Source organism: Photorhabdus luminescens subsp. luminescens, from assembly GCF_001083805.1.
Classification (GTDB): Bacteria; Pseudomonadota; Gammaproteobacteria; order Enterobacterales; family Enterobacteriaceae; genus Photorhabdus; species Photorhabdus luminescens.
In genome coordinates this window covers 910,674-928,660 of sequence record NZ_JXSK01000001.1, presented here as the reverse complement: position 1 = coordinate 928,660, position 17,987 = coordinate 910,674, and the positions used below count along the sequence as shown (strand labels likewise).

Genomic DNA, 17,987 nt, shown 5'->3' with positions numbered 1-17,987 from the left:
TAAACAGAAAACCCGTTGGAATACTTGTACAACGGGTTTTCTGCTTATGTTTTTAATGAAAATATGTTTTTAATGAAAATTGTATAAATACTGAATGCCGTGTTAGAAAATGGTTTCCTGCGGTTTTTGTTTTGCTAAGTGATTACTAATGGTTATCGGCTGATAATTTATTTTCATTATACAAAGTTATAGAAAGTCATTTAATGTGCTCAGTAGCTATAACTGAATATAAAGGTAAGAGATTTATGGTATTACTGATGAACATCAATCGTATTTTTCGTAACTTAATGAGTTATAAGATAAATAAGAGTGCGCTACTGGTCTTTTTTTTATTTGCAGCGCTTATGCTACTAAAAAGCTACCCTGTTTTATCTGAACCAGGAAAGTCTTTGATTGGTGTTGAAAGTTGTCAGGAATATCCAGAAGCAGTTATAAAGCATGATATTGATAGAAAAAAACCGATAACCGGACAGGATAGCAATAAATTACACGAAAACGTTACTAATAAAGAGAAAAAGCAATCAGGTCAGAGGCGGTGTGGTGACTTCTTATCAAAGAGAAGCGCAATAGGAAAAAACGATAGCGATGAAAAACCCAAAATACCCCAGTTATATGAAAATAGTCATAAAGATGATAATCAAAATACTCCCCCTTTAATCCTATCTCGCGGCACTGAACTCCTGGGATTGTTAAATTCAGATCCAAAAAAATTAGCCCAAGATTATGTTGTCAATAAATTAAATAGTCAGATAACCAATAATACTCAGAAATGGCTATCACAGTTTGGTACAGCCAAAATTAATCTAAATATTGATCATCATGGGCACCTGGATGAAAGTTCTGTAGATTTACTCGTTCCTTTCTATGACGATAAAGATCACTGGCTTGTTTACTCTCAATATGGATATCGTCATAAAGATAGCCGTGACACAGTGAATTTAGGGGTTGGAACCCGTTTATTCATAAATAACTGGATGTATGGGGCGAACACTTTTTACGATAACGATTTAACCGGTAATAATAGCCGATTCAGCCTGGGTGGTGAATTGTGGACTAACTACCTAAAAATGTCTGCTAACGCATATTTTCGCCTGAGTGATTGGCATAACTCCCGTGATTTAGCCAATTATTATGAGCGCCCGGCAAATGGTTATGACTTGATTGCCGACATGTATTTACCTTCAATGCCATCCCTCGGCGCCAAAATAAAATATGAACAATATTTTGGTGATAATGTTGCATTATTCGGAACTAACAATAGGCAAAAAGATCCCTATGCGGCAACTATTGGGGTAAATTATACCCCAGTTCCACTGATAACAGCAGGAGTTGACTATAAATTAGGGAAAGAGGGAAAAAGCGATGGTATATTTTCATTGAATGTGAATTACCGATTTGGTGTTCCGTTATCAGAACAACTTTCACCAGAAAATGTTTCTTCACTACGAAGTTTGGCAGGAAGTCGTTATGACTTAGTAGAAAGAAATAATAATATTATTCTGAATTATCTGAAAAAACAGCAACATTTTAGGTTACTGGTCCCTGTAATAGAAATTGGTGGTTACGGTGGTGAAATTAAACCAATACAAATTCAATCTGATACTCCATTCAAAAATGTGACTTGGGATCTGCCTGAATTATTCCAGAAGAATGGCGGGATTATAAATGTAGAAAGTACTCATGGTTATACAATTCAGTTACCGGAATATCAGCCTGATGGCAAAAATGACTATACCATCACAGGTACAATTAAAGATGTTCAGCAGAATGTGCAAATACAAATTCATGTATTACAACGTAATATTTCTTTGAGTGTTAATACCACCGATCCTTTAATTGCTGATGGCAATGCGAAATATGTCTATACAGCGACTCTGCTTGGCGCTGACAAAAAGACGCCGATAGAGAATGCTAAATTGGTTTGGGATACGGATAAAAAAGATCCGGGATTGAAATTAAAACCTGATTCAGAAGCAACAGATAAAAATGGGCAACAGACTGCGACATTAACCAGTACAACACCATTATCCGATATACAAGTCAGCGTCAGTATTAATGGCGAACGTATTACTACGGATAAAAAAGTCAGCTTTACTGAGACCAGCAGCAGCTATCGGGTCAGCCGCGTGACGGTGGACAAAGACAGCGGACTCTACAACAACGGCGCCGACAGTTATACCTTCACGGCGACGGTGGTGGATGCGCATGGCAAGCCAGTAGCGGATAAACCGATCGACATTGAGTGGCAGACAGAGCCAACGGAAGCCGGATTAAAACTGACGAAACAGAGCAGCCCGGTGAGTAACGCACAGGGGCAGGTTACCGCGACCTTAACCAGCACGGTGGTGGTGAAGGATGTTCAGGTGTCGGCGAAAACGGTCAGCCAGCCAACGGCGGTGAATGCGGATAAAAAAGTCAGTTTTGCGGAGCTGAGCGACAGTTATCGCGTCACCGGCGTGACGGTGGAAGTGGATAAAGACAAAGTGCGCTACAACAACGGCGCCGACAGTTATACCTTCACGGCGACGGTGAAGGATGGTCATGGCAATCTGGTGGTGGATCAACCGGTCGAGATTGACTGGCAGACAGACCCCGCGGTGGCCGGGCTAAAACTGACGAAACAAAGCAATTCGGTGAGTAACGCGCAGGGACAGGTCACGGCGACCTTAACCAGCACGGCGGCGGTGGCGGATGTGCAGGTGTCGGCGAAAACGGCCAGCCAGCAAACGGCAGTGAAGGCAGCGAGCAAAGTCAGCTTTGTGGAGCTGAGCACCAGCTATTATGTCGCCAGCGTGGCGGTGGATGTGGATAAAGACGAGAAGCGCTACAACAACGGCGCCGACAGTTATACCTTCACGGCGACGGTGAAGGATGGTCATGGCAATCTGGTGGTGGATCAACCGGTCGAGATTGACTGGCAGACAGACCCCGCGGTGGCCGGGCTAAAACTGACGAAACAAAGCAATTCGGTGAGTAACGCGCAGGGGCAGGTCACCGCGACCTTAACCAGCACGGCGGCGGTGACGGATGTGCAGGTGTCGGCGAAAACGGCCAGCCAGCAAACGGCAGTGAAGGCAGCGAGCAAAGTCAGCTTTGTGGAGCTGAGCACCAGCTATTATGTTGCCAGCGTGACGGTGGAAGTGGATAAAGACAAAGTGCGCTACAACAACGGCGCCGACAGTTATACCTTCACGGCGACGGTGAAGGATGGTCATGGCAATCTGGTGGTGGATCAACCGGTCGAGATTGACTGGCAGACAGACCCCGCGGTAGCCGGGCTAAAACTGACGAAACAAAGCAATTCGGTGAGTAATGCGCAGGGACAGGTCACCGCGACCTTAACCAGCACGGCGGCGGTGACGGATGTGCAGGTGTCGGCGAAAACGGCCAGCCAGCAAACGGCAGTGAAGGCAGCGAGCAAAGTCAGCTTTGTGGAGCTGAGCACCAGCTATTATGTCGCCAGCGTGGCGGTGGATGTGGATAAAGACGAGAAGCGCTACAACAACGGCGCCGACAGTTATACCTTCACGGCGACGGTGAAGGATGGTCATGGCAATCTGGTGGTGGATCAACCGGTCGAGATTGACTGGCAGACAGACCCCGCGGTGGCCGGGCTAAAACTGACGAAACAAAGCAATTCGGTGAGTAATGCGCAGGGACAGGTCACCGCGACCTTAACCAGCACGGCGGCGGTGAAGGATGTGCAGGTGTCGGCGAAAACGGCCAGCCAGCAAACGGCAGTGAAGGCAGAGAGCAAAGTCAGCTTTGTGGAGCTGAGCACCAGCTATTATGTTGCCAGCGTGGCGGTGGATGTGGATAAAGACGAGAAGCGCTACAACAACGGCACCGACAGTTATACCTTCACGGCGACGGTGAAGGATGGTCATGGCAATCTGGTGGTGGATCAACCGGTCGAGATTGACTGGCAGACAGACCCCGCGGTGGCCGGGCTAAAACTGACGAAACAAAGCAATTCGGTGAGTAACGCGCAGGGGCAGGTCACCGCGACCTTAACCAGCACGGCGGCGGTGACGGATGTGCAAGTGTCGGCGAAAACGGCCAGCCAGCAAACGGCAGTGAAGGCAGCGAGCAAAGTCAGCTTTGTGGAGCTGAGCACCAGCTATTATGTCGCCAGCGTGGCGGTGGATGTGGATAAAGACGAGAAGCGCTACAACAACGGCACCGACAGTTATACCTTCACGGCGACGGTGAAGGATGGGCATGGCAATCTGGTGGTGGATCAACCGGTCGAGATTGACTGGCAGACAGACCCCGCGGTGGCCGGGCTAAAACTGACGAAACAAAGCAATTCGGTGAGTAACGCGCAGGGACAGGTCACCGCGACCTTAACCAGCACGGCGGCGGTGACGGATGTGCAGGTGTCGGCGAAAACGGCCAGCCAGCAAACGGCAGTGAAGGCAGCGAGTAAAGTCAGCTTTGTGGAGCTGAGCACCAGCTATTATGTCGCCAGCGTGGCGGTGGATGTGGATAAAGACGAGAAGCGCTACAACAACGGCACCGACAGTTATACCTTCACGGCGACGGTGAAGGATGGTCATGGCAATCTGGTGGTGGATCAACCGGTCGAGATTGACTGGCAGACAGACCCCGCGGTGGCCGGGCTAAAACTGACGAAACAAAGCAATTCGGTGAGTAATGCGCAGGGACAGGTCACCGCGACCTTAACCAGCACGGCGGCGGTGACGGATGTGCAGGTGTCGGCGAAAACGGCCAGCCAGCAAACGGCAGTGAAGGCAGCGAGCAAAGTCAGCTTTGTGGAGCTGAGCACCAGCTATTATGTCGCCAGCGTGGCGGTGGATGTGGATAAAGACGAGAAGCGCTACAACAACGGCGCCGATACTTATACCTTCACGGCGACGGTGAAGGATGGTCATGGCAATCTGGTGGTGGATCAACCGGTCGAGATTGACTGGCAGACAGACCCCGCGGTAGCCGGGCTAAAACTGACGAAACAAAGCAATTCGGTGAGTAATGCGCAGGGACAGGTCACCGCGACCTTAACCAGCACGGCGGCGGTGACGGATGTGCAGGTGTCGGCGAAAACGGCCAGCCAGCAAACGGCAGTGAAGGCAGCGAGCAAAGTCAGCTTTGTGGAGCTGAGCACCAGCTATTATGTCGCCAGCGTGGCGGTGGATGTGGATAAAGATAAAGACGAGAAGCGCTACAACAACGGCGCCGACAGTTATACCTTCACGGCGACGGTGAAGGATGGTCATGGCAATCTGGTGGTGGATCAACCGGTCGAGATTGACTGGCAGACAGAGCCAACGGAGGCCGGGTTAACCCTGACGAAACAGAGCAATCCGGTAAGTAACGCGCAGGGGCAGGTGACCGCGACCTTAACCAGCACGGCGGCGGTGAAGGATGTGCGGGTATCGGCGAAGGCGGCGGCTAACCCGTCGTGGGTCGAGGCTGATCGAAAGGTGAGCTTTGAGGATCTGAGCACTAGCTATCATGTTACCCGCGTAACGGTGGACAAAGAAGGCCCGCTCTACAACGAAGGCACTGATGCTTACACCTTCACGGCGACGGTGGAAGATGCGTATGGCAATCTGGTGGTGGATAAACCGATCGATATTGACTGGCAGACAGATCCAGCGGTAGACGGGTTAACCCTGACGAAACAGAGTAATCCGGTGAGTAACGCGCAGGGGCAGGTCACGGCGACCTTAAGCAGTACAGTGGTAGCGATTGATGTACAAGTGTCTGCCAAAACGGCTACTCAGCAGACGCCGGTGAAGGTGGATAAAAAAATCAGTTTTATCAGTCCTGATGAGCTTGCTTCTCTGACTGTTAGTCCAGATCACGTAACAGAAGGAGAAGGCGAGGGGCATACTTACACCTTTACTGCCACAGTAAAAGATTTTTCCGGGCAGGCGAAAAGCGGTGTTACGGTGGCTTGGAGTGCAACAAATAGTAAGGGAGTTACCATTACTGATAAAAACTTGGTTACTCAGGTAGTGGGTGATGGTAAAACAGATGCTGATGGGAAAGCTCAGTACCAGATATATAGCAAAAGTGGTGGGTTTGTTGCTGTTATGGTAACGGCCAAAGTGAATGATTCATCTGTTGGCTCTAAGAATAAGACGGTGGAAATTAAGGCTAATGAACAGGATGTTACTGGCTTCTTTATATTGGATTATGACCCTGTGGATGGAAAAGGGTACGGGAATTCGGTTCCAAAAGAAAGAATGAATTTTGCTTGGCCAAAAATGCAGTTTGTCCCCGAGTATTTGCCTGGAAAATTAACTATAGCTGGTTATACTGGAGTATATGACTCAAATAATAGGAACATAGTTGATGTGGATGGAGAGTATTTTCGAGTTAAAAAAACAGGAACAGTTACATTAACTGCGACGTTTACACACCCAATATCTGGTCGGTATTTAAAATATGTTATTCCTGATGTGAAAATTGACCACTTTGTAATTATTGACTCTAACCCGGGAGGGCCGGGGATTGGTATAGTTTTCTCAGGGGATCGTATTGACAATAGTAAACCTTTACCTCGTTGTACAAGAGGAAATAGGATACAAGAGAGTGATCTTGGTGAATCAATTGATTATCTGGTTAATAATTTAAATTTAAATCTTATTGAGAAGGGTTTATTAGGAGATCCACGGAGGGGGTTAAATCCTAACGGAGTAAGAATGGGAGGGCTACAAAAAAATGAGACAAGTATTCAGGCTCATTTTTTGGATAACAACGTTCGAAATGCATTGGCTTATAATTCATTGGCTTATGTAGTTTTATGTGAAGAATAGGGAGGAAATAATAGGTAGTAAGCATTATTGTAGAAGAACGTTATTTTGATAGGAAATTAGGTGTTTATCACTTATTGGTGTTTAATTTTAATATGAGATTTAATATGTAGATACTTACAGCAGATATAGTTTCGGGAATAACGGTTTTAGAAGCGTGCTCAGTTGCCATTACTGTGAATTATAGTGAAAACGTAGCCATGTTATCTTCTTGTTATTTTAACAGATTCAGCCCCTAATGAGCCGCGACAGGTTGCTCGTACATTAGCTGTAGCTAGAATTTTTACTCACAAAGATCATTTAGCACTTGGACCGAGAGGGAAAATCAATGTATGGGAGAGGAGTTAGATTCAGTAGTTATTACTATTGATCCTTATACATTTACCAAGGAGTATGTGGAGGTTGGAGTAAGTGTTATTAGCTTAGTCAGGCGCTTTTTTCATATGTGGACTCATATGCTGATGGTTTCTGGCTTAGTTTTCTGAATATGCGGAGGAAACACTGTATCCCATTTTATAATACCTTTTGGATAAAGAATAGATTGCTATTACAGTAATGACTAGAGTAAATGGTTTATTTATATGACAAACAGGCAGGAGGTAATAGAGAGTAAGCATCGTTGTATAAACGCATTATTTTGATAGAAAATTAAGTGTTTGTTACTGATTGGTGTTTAACTTTAATATGAGGTTTAATATGTCAACATTTACAGCAGATATAGTTTCAGGAGTAACGGTTTTAGAAGAGTGCCCGGTTGTTATCACTGTGACTTATTCAGGCGATGATACTCACAAAGTAACGGATTCGACTGACATAGTGCACGATAACCCGAAAAATACCAGTTTTGATGATATCCCTCGTATTTCGAGAGATGTTGAGAAAAATACCTGTACTGCGAAATTTGTTGTTACTGCTACTTCTGGCGCCGGTGATTTCACCATAACATTTTCAATGGATCAGGCGACGGACCCCGATGCTAAATTGGAAATTGCATGTCATTCTATTGATAAAAATGGTTTTTCATATGCAGCGTTTGAACCTATCATTATTGGCGATTCGTTGATAAAAGACTTATCTCCGGCAGCAGATAATGAGCAACCTTCTGGATTTAATGGTAGCCTCCTCGTTAATCTATATGCGCTGAGTAAAACAAATGATCCGTTACCCTATTTTCAAATTCCTCTGGTAATTGATAATTTAGTACGTATTTTTGGGTATGATGGCGATCGACTTACGGAAGAAATATTTCCTTTTATTCAAGAACTAGATAACAACAAATACTATATTAATACGAATAATGAAGGTTTTGTTGCCTTAAGGGTTTTTCCCAGTCAGGAGGAGGGGGGGAACTATGCAGTTAATATGTTCACCGATTTGCAGGGTTTTTCAAAAAAATCTTCATCAAATATTCTGTTTATTACAGAAGACGTTGCTCCAACGCTTGTGAAGCCAGATATTGAAGAATTGAATGGTGATAGGTTAACGCCATCAGTAGGAAATAGCAGTACAGGTTTTCATGTAAGTATCCCGTTCTATGAAGGTGTTAAACTGAAAGATAGAATTTTTTTAATGATCAAAGAAGGTAATAATGAAACGCAAAGCATGTCTGCTGTCATTGCTGATCTGAGTCAGTTGGATATACCATCTATTTTAGTGCCATATGCTAGTGTTCCAAATATTGGCAATAATGGGTTATATTATTACGTAGCTGATGTAATAGGAAACATAGCTATGTCATCCGCCCTCTATTTTGATTTGACAAAGTCAGTACCAAATATACCACCAGAGATTAAACGTATATTAGCGAGACCTAGAATTTTTAATCATAAACGACAGGAGGAATTTAGCTGGCCAGGTAAGATTAGTCTTAAATATATTTTAGGTGGAGGGTTGGATGCCCATATTGATGTGGGTAAAAACAGTGGGATAGAGGTAAACAGTGTTATTAATGTACGTATTTACGTTAATGGTATTATCAATGAGGAGCCATCTTCGAAAATTTATTCTATTGATCCTCATACGGTAACTGCCGACGAAGCGGCGGTAGGAGAGGCTATTATTCCGCTTGGTATGGCACCCTTTATTAATGTAGACTCGCATTTTGATGGTACGCCAGGCTCGGTTTATATCACTTACAGCGTAGGCCAAAATGAATCTAAGATTTGGTTTGGACATATTGATACTGTTCCACCTAGGAAATAAATTTAACTGATTGAGCTTTTAACTGTTTGTTGGAAAATGCTCATGCATTTTCCATTTTTCCGAACATATTTCTTATTGGTGAACTGGCGATTTCTTTATTACCGAGCTATAATATTTCATTAAGCGTTGTCATTTTATTTTCAAACAATGAATCATGGAATTAATGGTGGAGTATGAATAATGGTCAATGTGGCGAAAAGTGATTTAACAATTATCCTAATTTTAATCCAGGATATATTATGACTATATAGGATATACTTGGATATAAAGCTTATGTTATGAGTAGTGGATTTATTGCTACTGCATTAATAGCTAAAAAATTTATTTGTGTGATAAACAGAAAGGAGGTAATAGAGAGTAAGCATCGTTGTATAAACGCATTATTTTGACAGAAAATTAAGTGTTTGTTACTGATTGGTGTTTAACTTTAATATGAGGTTTAATATGTCGATATTTACAACAGATATAGTTTCAGGAATAACGGTTTTAGAAGAGTGTCCAGTTGTCATTACTGTGACTTATTCTGGTGATGATATACATAAAGTAACGGAAACGACTGACATAGTGTACAGTCATCCAGAAAATACCCGCTTTGATAAGACCCCTCGTATTTCAAGAGATGTCGAGAATAATACTTGTACTGCAAAATTTATTGTTACTGCCAATTCTGACGTTGGTGATTTCACTATAGCATTTTCAATGGATAAGGCTACGGACCCCGATGCTGAATTAGAGGTTGTGTTTCATCCTATTGATAGAAATGGTTTTTCACATGCAGCGTTTGAACCTATCATTATTGGCGACTCGTTGATAAAAGACTTATCACCGGCAGCAGATGATGAACGGCCTTCTGAATTTAATGGCAGCCTGCTTATTCATATCTATGCGTTGAGTAAAACAAATGAGCCGTTACCCTATTTTCAAATTCCTCTGGTAACTGATAATTTAGTACGTATTTTTGGGTATGATGGAGAAAACGTTACGGAAGAAATATTGCCTCTTGTTATAAATTACAAGAATAAATACTATATTAATACGGATGAAAACGGTTTTGTTGCTTTAAGGGTTTTCCCTCGTAAGGAAGAGGATGGTAATTATACTGTCGATATGTTCACAGAATTGCCGGGTTTTTTAAAGAACGCTTCATCAAATATTCTGTTTATTATAGAAGACATTGCTCCAACGCTTCCTGCGCCAGATATTGAAGAGCTGGATGGAAATAGATTAACGCCATCAGTAGGAGATAGTAGCACAGGTTTTCATGTGAGTATTCCGTTTTATAAAGGCGCTAAACCGAGAGATAGGGTTTTTTTAATAATTAGAGAAGATAATAACGAAACGCTAAGTGCGTCTGCTGTCGTTACTGATCTGAATCAGTTGGATAATCCATTTATTTTAGTTCCATATGCCAGCGTTCCAAGTATTGGTGATAATGAGTTGTGTTATTATGTGTCTGATGTAGTGGGAAATATCACTATGTCATCTGCTCTCTATTTTAATTTAACAGAGTCAGTACCGAATGAACCGCCAGAAGTTAATCGGGCATTAGCAGTACCTAGAATTTTTATTCATAAACAGCAGTTGGAGTTTGAACAGTCAGGTAGGATCAATCTTGAAAATATTTTAGAAGGAGGATTGAATGCCCATATCGCTGTGGGTCAAAACAATGGAATAGATGTGGATAGTGTTATTAATGTACGTATTTACGTTAATGGTATTGTAAATAATAACCCATCCTCACGGCTTTATTCTATTGATCCTCATACGGTAACTGCCGACGAGATGGCGGCTGGAGAAGCTATTATTCCGCTTGGCCAGGCACCTTTTACTCAGGTAGGTTCGTATTGTGATGGTACTCCAGGCTCAGTTTATATCACTTACAGTGTAGACACGAAGGAGTCGGAGATTTGGAGTGGGCACATTGATACCGTTCCAGTAGGATAATAAATTTAACTGATTGAGCTTTTACCTGTTTAATGGAAAATGCTTACGCATTTTCCATTTTCCCGGACATGTTTCTTATTGGTGAACTGGCGGTTTCTTTATTACCGAGCTATAATATTTAATTAAGCGTTGTTATTTTATTTTCAACTAAGGAATCATGAAATTAATGGTGACAGTATGAATAATGGCAAGCATGGCGAAAAGTGATTTAACAATTATCCTGATTTTGACTATAAAATATGGTGACTATATAGGGTATGCTTGGATATAAAGCCTATGCTGCGAGCGGTGGATTTATCACCATACAGTAGTGGTTATAGTAATTCATTTATGAGAGAAGTAGGCAGGAGGTAATAGATAATAAGCATCGCTGTGTAAATGCATTATCTTGATAGAAAATCAGGTGCTTTTTACTTATTGGTGTTTAACTTTAATATGAGGTTTAATATGTCGATACTTACAGCAGATATCGTTTCAGGAATAACGGTTTTAGAAGAGTGCCCAGTTCTCGTTGCTGTAACTTATTCAGGTGATGAGGTTCATAAAGTAACGGAAACGACTGATATAGTGTACAGTGAACAGAAAGATGTCAGTTTTGATGAGACTCATCGTATTTCAAGGGATGTCAAAAATAATACCTGCACTGCAAAATTTGTTGTTACTGCCAATTCTGGTGCTGGTGATTTCACCATAACATTTTCAATGGATAAGGCTACGGACCCTGATGCTAAATTAGAGATAGCATTTCATTCTATTGGTAAAAATGTTTTTTCACATGCAGCGTTTGAACCTATCATTATTGGCGATTCGTTGATAAAAGATTTTTCTCCGGCAGAAGATGATGAACGACCTTCTGAATTTAATGGCAGCCTCCTCGTTCATTTATATGCTCTGAGTAAAACAGATGATCCGTTACCTTATTTTCAAATTCCCCTAGTAACTGATAGGAGAGTGCGTATTTTTGGTTATGAGAGAGGGCAACTTACGGAAGAAATATTTCCTTTTATTCAAGAACTAGATAACAACAAATACTATATTAATACGAATAATAGAGGTTTTGTTGCTTTAAAGGTGTTCCCTAGTAATGAGGAGAAGGGGAGCTATACAGTTAATATGTTTACTGAATTGCAGGGGTTTTCAAGGAAATCTTCGTCAAATATTCTGTTTATTACAGAAGATATTGCTCCAACCCTTGTGATGCCAGATATTAAAGAGTTAGATGGCGATAGATTAACACCATCAGTAGGAAATAGTAGCACGGGTTTTCATGTGAGTATTCCATTTTATGAAGGTGCTAAACCGAAAGATAGAATTTTCTTAATGATCAGAGAAGATAATGATGAAACACAAAGTACATCTACTGTCATTACTGATCTGAATCAGTTGGATATACCATTTATTTCAGTTCCATATGCTAGTATCCCAAATATTGGCGATAATGAATTATACTATTATGTGGCTGATACAATGGGAAACATAACTATATCATCTTCCCTCTATTTTTATTTAACGAAGTCAGTACCGAATCAACCACCAGAGATTAGGCGTACATTAGCGGCACCTAGAATTTTCACTCATAAAGATCAGGAAGAACTTAAACAGCGAGGTAAGATCAATCTTGTAAAAATTTTAGGGGGAGGGCTGGATGCGCGTATTGCTGTGGGTAAAAAAAATGGAATAGATGTAGATAGTGTTATCAATGTGCGTATTTACGTTAATGGTGTCGTCAATCATAGTTCATCTTCAAAAATTTATTCTCTTGAGCCTCATACGGTAACTGCCGACGAAGTGGCGGCAGGAGAGGCTATTATTCTGCTTGGTCAGGCACCTTTTACCGGTGTGGACTCATATGATGATGGACCAGGATTAGTTTATGTCACTTATAGTGCAAGTATAAAGAACTCCAAGATTTGGTTTGGACGCATTGATACGGTTCCCCCTGGACAATAGATTTAACTGATTGTGCTTTTATTTGCTTATTGGAAAATGCGTAAGTATTTTCCATTTTTCCGGGCATATTTCTTATTTGTAAGTTGGCGATTTATTGTGTAACTATAATATTTTATTAAGCGTTATCATTTTATTTTCAATTAATAAATCATGGAGTTAATGGTGACAGTATGAATAACGGCATATCAAGTGTGATTATCACAGAAAACGCGGCAAAAAGTGATTTAACCAATTATCCTAATCTTAATCCCAAAAATATTGTGACTATATATGGTCTACCTGGACATAAATTCTATGCTACGACATCTATCGGCGCTTTTATTGCAGACGATAACGTTGATGTAGATCAGATCACATTAACATTGGATGAAGCTGGAAAAGGGCATTTTTATGTTCGTTCTCCGTTTGAACATAAAAATATTGAAAATAGCGAAGAATTTTCGGCCGTTTTGATGATTTATCCACAAGAAGATATCAATAAGGTAATATCTTTCCCGCTTATTTTTGGTAATTATCGTCAGTCTGATGAGGCTATAGTATTTACCGCCTATAATTATACTACAGGCGCTCCGGCAGATGGGAAGACGCCTTGCTCGATATATCTTTTTATTGATCGTGAACATAATGGTGATATTAATCAAATCCGGGTAAGAGTGAATAATAATGCACTCATCGATGGTTATAATAAAGATTGGGCCGATATTCCATTAAAGGAGGATGGTAGTGCGACAGTGAATGTAACTAGCAACACAGTAGGTAAAGTTAATGTCTGGCTAACAGCGCCTGATTCAGATTCAGGGGATAAAGTCAATTTTGTTTTATCATTCAGACCGATTCCAACGGGAGGTAAAATATGATTACCAATAACGACAATGAGCTTATTGCTTTATCGGCTCCAAAATTGCCGCAAGCAGATAATGATGGTTTGATTGACGTTTCTGTTCAACAGAACCAAGATTTAATTATTAAAGTACCTTATCATGAGTGGCTAAGAATCGGGGATGTGATCGTGGTAAATGTTGGGGGAATTTTTTCTCGTCCCTATTATGTTCAGAATATTAATCTTGATTTTTTTACTGTAACTATTCCGTTCTCTGAAATACCTGATGGTTGCTATAATGTGACTTATACATCAGCTGATGATTTCGAGAATGAAGATTTCTCTGAACCGGCTGTTATTAAAGTTATTAATTCTCCATCGATAAAATTATTACCATCAATTTATCCAGATTCAACATCTGGCGTTATTCACTATTCATCTCTTGTACAACATCATGGGTTAAATGTGCATATCAGTTATCGGCAGATGCGGAAAGGCGATAGCGTTATATTCCATTGGCAAGGACATAATTTTAACTATGAGCTAATTGCGAGGGCGGCCTGGGATGCACAACCCATAACAGTCAGTGATCAGGATGTTAAGCAGGGTTATGTTTCTTTAGTGGTGCCGATGGAATACGTGCTTTGTTTGGGTCAAGAAGGCGTGGGAACCGGTTATTATGAGGTTGGTAAGACTAGTTCTGCGCCAGGTTCAGTGATATTGTCGCTAACGGATATGTCATCTGTCATTATGTCAATTAGTGAAGGTGCGCCGATGGTATCTAATGAATATCCCAGAATAAAACCGAAAAATTTGGTTGCGGTTTATGGGCCGCCAGGAAAGAGGTTATTGGCGAGTGTTGAATCAGGAAGTATTGTTGAAGGAGATGGTACAAAATATCAATTTGCCCCCAATAGTTTTGGGTTGGCTTATTTCCATTGGCAATCTGAGGAAACGGGTAGTTTTTGCTGTACTGTTTCTGCGGAAGACGGGTCTATAACACCGGGCGTAGGTCAGGCAATATTTAGCGAGTGGAGAGATGGAGGAGGTGTTATCGAAGCTTATTCATTTACCTCTGAAGTCCCTGCTGATGGCGTGAGTGTTTGTAGTGGTTATGTGATTGTGGATCGTACTGTTTATTTCGGTAAAAGATTACTTGTTCGTACTGATGGCTCCGCGATAATTTCAGGTTATGGTGATAATGAAAGAGAGTTGCAGGTTGCAATTAGTAAGGATGGTTGTACAACTTTCCATATCACTAATACCAAAGCAGAGAAAAATAATGTGATAATAAGTTTACCCGATGTTGATAAGTCGATTCAATTTTCTATTAATTTTAAACATTTTCCTTCTATTTAATGTAAGGAATATTGTTAATTAGCATGATATTGTCGAGTTGAAATTATTTTTTAGCTTTAACTCGATGATAACATGTATAAATATACATGACGGTGATAAATTAGGAGAATGAAATGAATGACGAACAAGCATCAAAAGAGGCTAAAACATTAAATTGGATATTAAATGAAAAAACGGAAATTGCGGATAAACCGATATATGTCGGTGTAAGCGTAATTCAAGATGGATATTTATTGCATGGGATGAATGTAATTTTAACGTTAGATAATAAATCTATGGTATTTAAAGAGAATAATGATCGTAGAATTATAAAAGGTACGGGAGTGCTGGGTAAGGTATCAGTTGAAATAATCTCTACTGATGCAACTCCGTGTCAAGGGAATGTGTATGCTTGCTTGGAAGATGATACTCAAATAGAAGCCCCCCCTCTTCAGGTCGAGTTTACTTCTGCTGTTCAATCGGTGGCAGCGCTTAATCTTAAATTAAAAGAAAATAATGCATGGATTAATAGTACCGATGAGAATAAGGTAGTTGCAACGATGTATGATCGGTTGGGTAATGGAGTTAAAAACCAAAAAATAACCTTTTATGCAGATAATGGGGCAACAGTAGTTCCATCGTCGGGGATGACAGATAAAGAGGGTAAGATAACGGCGTTAATACAATCTAATAGTGCTGGTCAAGTAACGCTAATGGCGCAAGCGGGAGATATTGAAAAGGCTGTAGCTATGTGTTTCACGGATAATCCATATCGGTTAGAGATCACAGAATCTCCGGTTGCGTTGTCTTCATTCTCAAACGGTGTTATAGCTGGATATTTATATAAGAATGGCATAGGTGAACCTAATGTAGACATAGATGTATCTATGGGAGCTTCTGTGTTATTGAGTAGTCTAGACCAATATATGACTACCGATAAAAATGGCTATTTTAGCTTTAGAGTTGCTACTCTAGAGTGTTATCCTCATCATCATGTACCTCTCATGAATCAATCTTCATTGGTTCGTGTAAGTTGTATTGATGGACGGATATATAGTCAAACGTGGATAAAATTAATCCCAGAGCTATATTAGGCGCTGGATATTTTGGGGGATACTAATTGCATTATTACTCATTGAAAAATTAGACACATCCCCTGTTTTTAACCGTTATCATGTCGTGTGAAAATAAGATGATTTTTATTATCTCGGTAGGAATCATTGTTTGAAAATATATAACCCGGATGGAGTTTCACAACTATCATTGTTATACATCAATATTTAGTTAAAAACCTGAACGTCTCTTTAAGCGAAGTCCAGGTTACTTAACTTATTATTTTTTCATGTTATTTTTTAAAATAATTAGGGCATTGTTATTAAATCTCCTTTAATTGTGATCGCGAGTTGTGATCGCGCCCGCAATGACCTTTTGTGAAATAGGGCTATACTATAAATAGACCTTATAGTTATATTGAGTCAATTAACGTTAGTTGTTGAATTTTCGGTTCTTAGTATTCACGGAGAGTGTGTATTCACGGAGAGTGTGTATTCACGAAGAGTGTTGGAGGTAACATATGAAACGTCAAAGTGCTTTCATAGTCGGTAATGTATTAATGGGTGTCGGTATGTTCACCATAGTGAGTAGCCTGGGTTATACATTACTGCCTCACATCTTCGGTTTTGGCTGGCCTGAGTTTTTATCTGAAGCAGCGCTATTGGGCGTTTTTATTGGCGCGCTTGTTTGGTTGGCTGGTGCCGGTGTGGGAGGCCGGGAAGGTGTGGCAGATCGTTATTGGTGGTTAAGAAACTATGATGAGCGTTATCGTCGTGGTGATCATCGGTATCCATAATAAAATAGAGTTAGTTATAGTTTGTGCTAATGGAAAAGTATTATTATTCCAGATAAGCAAAAAACCCGTTGAAGCTTTTGTACAACGGGTTTTTTCTTAGATAGCGATATTATGAGTGCAACTTATTGGTTAGTGCTCAAACATCGCCGAAATGGACTCTTCATTACTGATACGCCGGATCGCTTCAGCTAACATACCGGACAAAGTGAGAGTACGGACCTTATTGAGCGCCTTGATCTCAGCAGATAATGGGATGGTGTCACAGACAACCACTTCATCAATCACTGAGTTTTTAATGTTGTCTACCGCATTGCCGGAGAAAATCGGGTGAGTGGCATAGGCGAATACCCGTTTTGCTCCGCGTTCTTTCAATGCTTCAGCCGCTTTGCATAAGGTGCCGCCGGTGTCGATCATGTCATCGACCAGCACGCAATCGCGGCCAGCGACATCACCGATAATGTGCATCACCTGAGAAACGTTAGCGCGTGGGCGACGTTTGTCGATGATGGCCATATCGGTATCATTCAGCAGCTTAGCGATAGCGCGAGCGCGGACAACCCCGCCAATATCCGGGGAAACAACGATAGGGTTTTCCAACTCTTTCTGTAACATATCTTCCAGCAGAATTGGGCTGCCAAATACGTTATCAACCGGAACATCGAAGAACCCTTGGATTTGTTCGGCATGCAGGTCAACGGTCAGTACGCGGTCTACACCGACGCTGGACAGGAAATCCGCAACAACTTTGGCGGTAATCGGCACACGGGCTGAACGGACTCGACGGTCCTGACGAGCATAACCGAAATAAGGGATTACTGCGGTAATACGTCCTGCGGAAGCACGACGCAGTGCATCAACCATAACGACTAATTCCATTAGATTGTCGTTAGTCGGCGCACAAGTGGACTGGATGATGAAAATATCGCCGCCGCGTACATTTTCGTTAACTTGCACGCTGACTTCACCGTCGCTGAAACGGCCGACAGCCGCGTCTCCAAGGTTGGTGTACAGGCGGTTGGCAACACGTTGTGCTAGTTCCGGAATAGCGTTACCAGCAAAAAGCTTCATATCGGGCACGAGAAAGACCTCAGGCTTGCGTCCA

Annotated in this window: 9 protein-coding genes; 8 read left to right on the top strand and 1 reads right to left on the bottom strand. The window is 41.7% G+C overall.

Going from position 1 to position 17,987, the window contains the following annotated elements; translation table 11 throughout:
• Nucleotides 1-257 precede the first annotated feature (257 nt).
• The 8 genes from TI10_RS03655 (at nucleotide 258) to ychH (ending at nucleotide 16,885) form a co-directional block, all read left to right on the top strand.
• Nucleotides 258-6,785, top strand: a complete 6,528-nt coding sequence (locus TI10_RS03655) for an Ig-like domain-containing protein (protein WP_155416458.1) — start codon at nucleotides 258-260, stop codon at nucleotides 6,783-6,785.
• A 693-nt stretch (nucleotides 6,786-7,478) separates the two neighbouring features.
• Entirely contained in the window at nucleotides 7,479-8,984 is a 1,506-nt protein-coding gene (locus tag TI10_RS03650) for a hypothetical protein (protein ID WP_049581832.1), read from the top strand.
• A 444-nt stretch (nucleotides 8,985-9,428) separates the two neighbouring features.
• Nucleotides 9,429-10,928: a hypothetical protein gene (locus TI10_RS03645; protein WP_049581830.1), complete on the top strand. Its 1,500-nt coding sequence runs from the start codon at nucleotides 9,429-9,431 to the stop codon at nucleotides 10,926-10,928.
• Nucleotides 10,929-11,375: 447 nt separating this feature from the next.
• Nucleotides 11,376-12,878, top strand: a complete 1,503-nt coding sequence (locus TI10_RS03640) for a hypothetical protein (RefSeq protein WP_049582163.1) — start codon at nucleotides 11,376-11,378, stop codon at nucleotides 12,876-12,878.
• A gap of 170 nt (nucleotides 12,879-13,048) precedes the next feature.
• Entirely contained in the window at nucleotides 13,049-13,735 is a 687-nt protein-coding gene (locus TI10_RS03635) for a hypothetical protein (RefSeq protein WP_049581829.1), read from the top strand.
• Nucleotides 13,732-15,057 (top strand): hypothetical protein, encoded by a 1,326-nt coding sequence (locus TI10_RS03630; protein WP_049581828.1) that lies wholly within the window; start codon nucleotides 13,732-13,734, stop codon nucleotides 15,055-15,057. Before TI10_RS03635 ends, TI10_RS03630 begins: the two co-directional genes overlap by 4 nt.
• 113 nt (nucleotides 15,058-15,170) lie before the next feature.
• The gene (locus tag TI10_RS03625) at nucleotides 15,171-16,130 is read left to right on the top strand and encodes an Ig-like domain-containing protein (RefSeq protein WP_049581827.1); all 960 of its coding nucleotides are present in this window, start codon (nucleotides 15,171-15,173) and stop codon (nucleotides 16,128-16,130) included.
• Between the two features lie 479 nt (nucleotides 16,131-16,609).
• A complete protein-coding gene (gene ychH / locus TI10_RS03620; RefSeq protein ID WP_049581826.1) occupies nucleotides 16,610-16,885 on the top strand; it encodes a stress-induced protein YchH in 276 nt (91 codons plus the stop codon).
• A 129-nt stretch (nucleotides 16,886-17,014) separates the two neighbouring features.
• Here the strand turns inward: ychH and prs are convergent, their stop codons facing one another.
• Complete coding sequence (gene prs, locus TI10_RS03615) at nucleotides 17,015-17,962, bottom strand: ribose-phosphate diphosphokinase (RefSeq protein WP_011146321.1); 948 nt, start codon at nucleotides 17,960-17,962, stop codon at nucleotides 17,015-17,017.
• Between the last annotated feature and the right edge of the window lie 25 nt (nucleotides 17,963-17,987).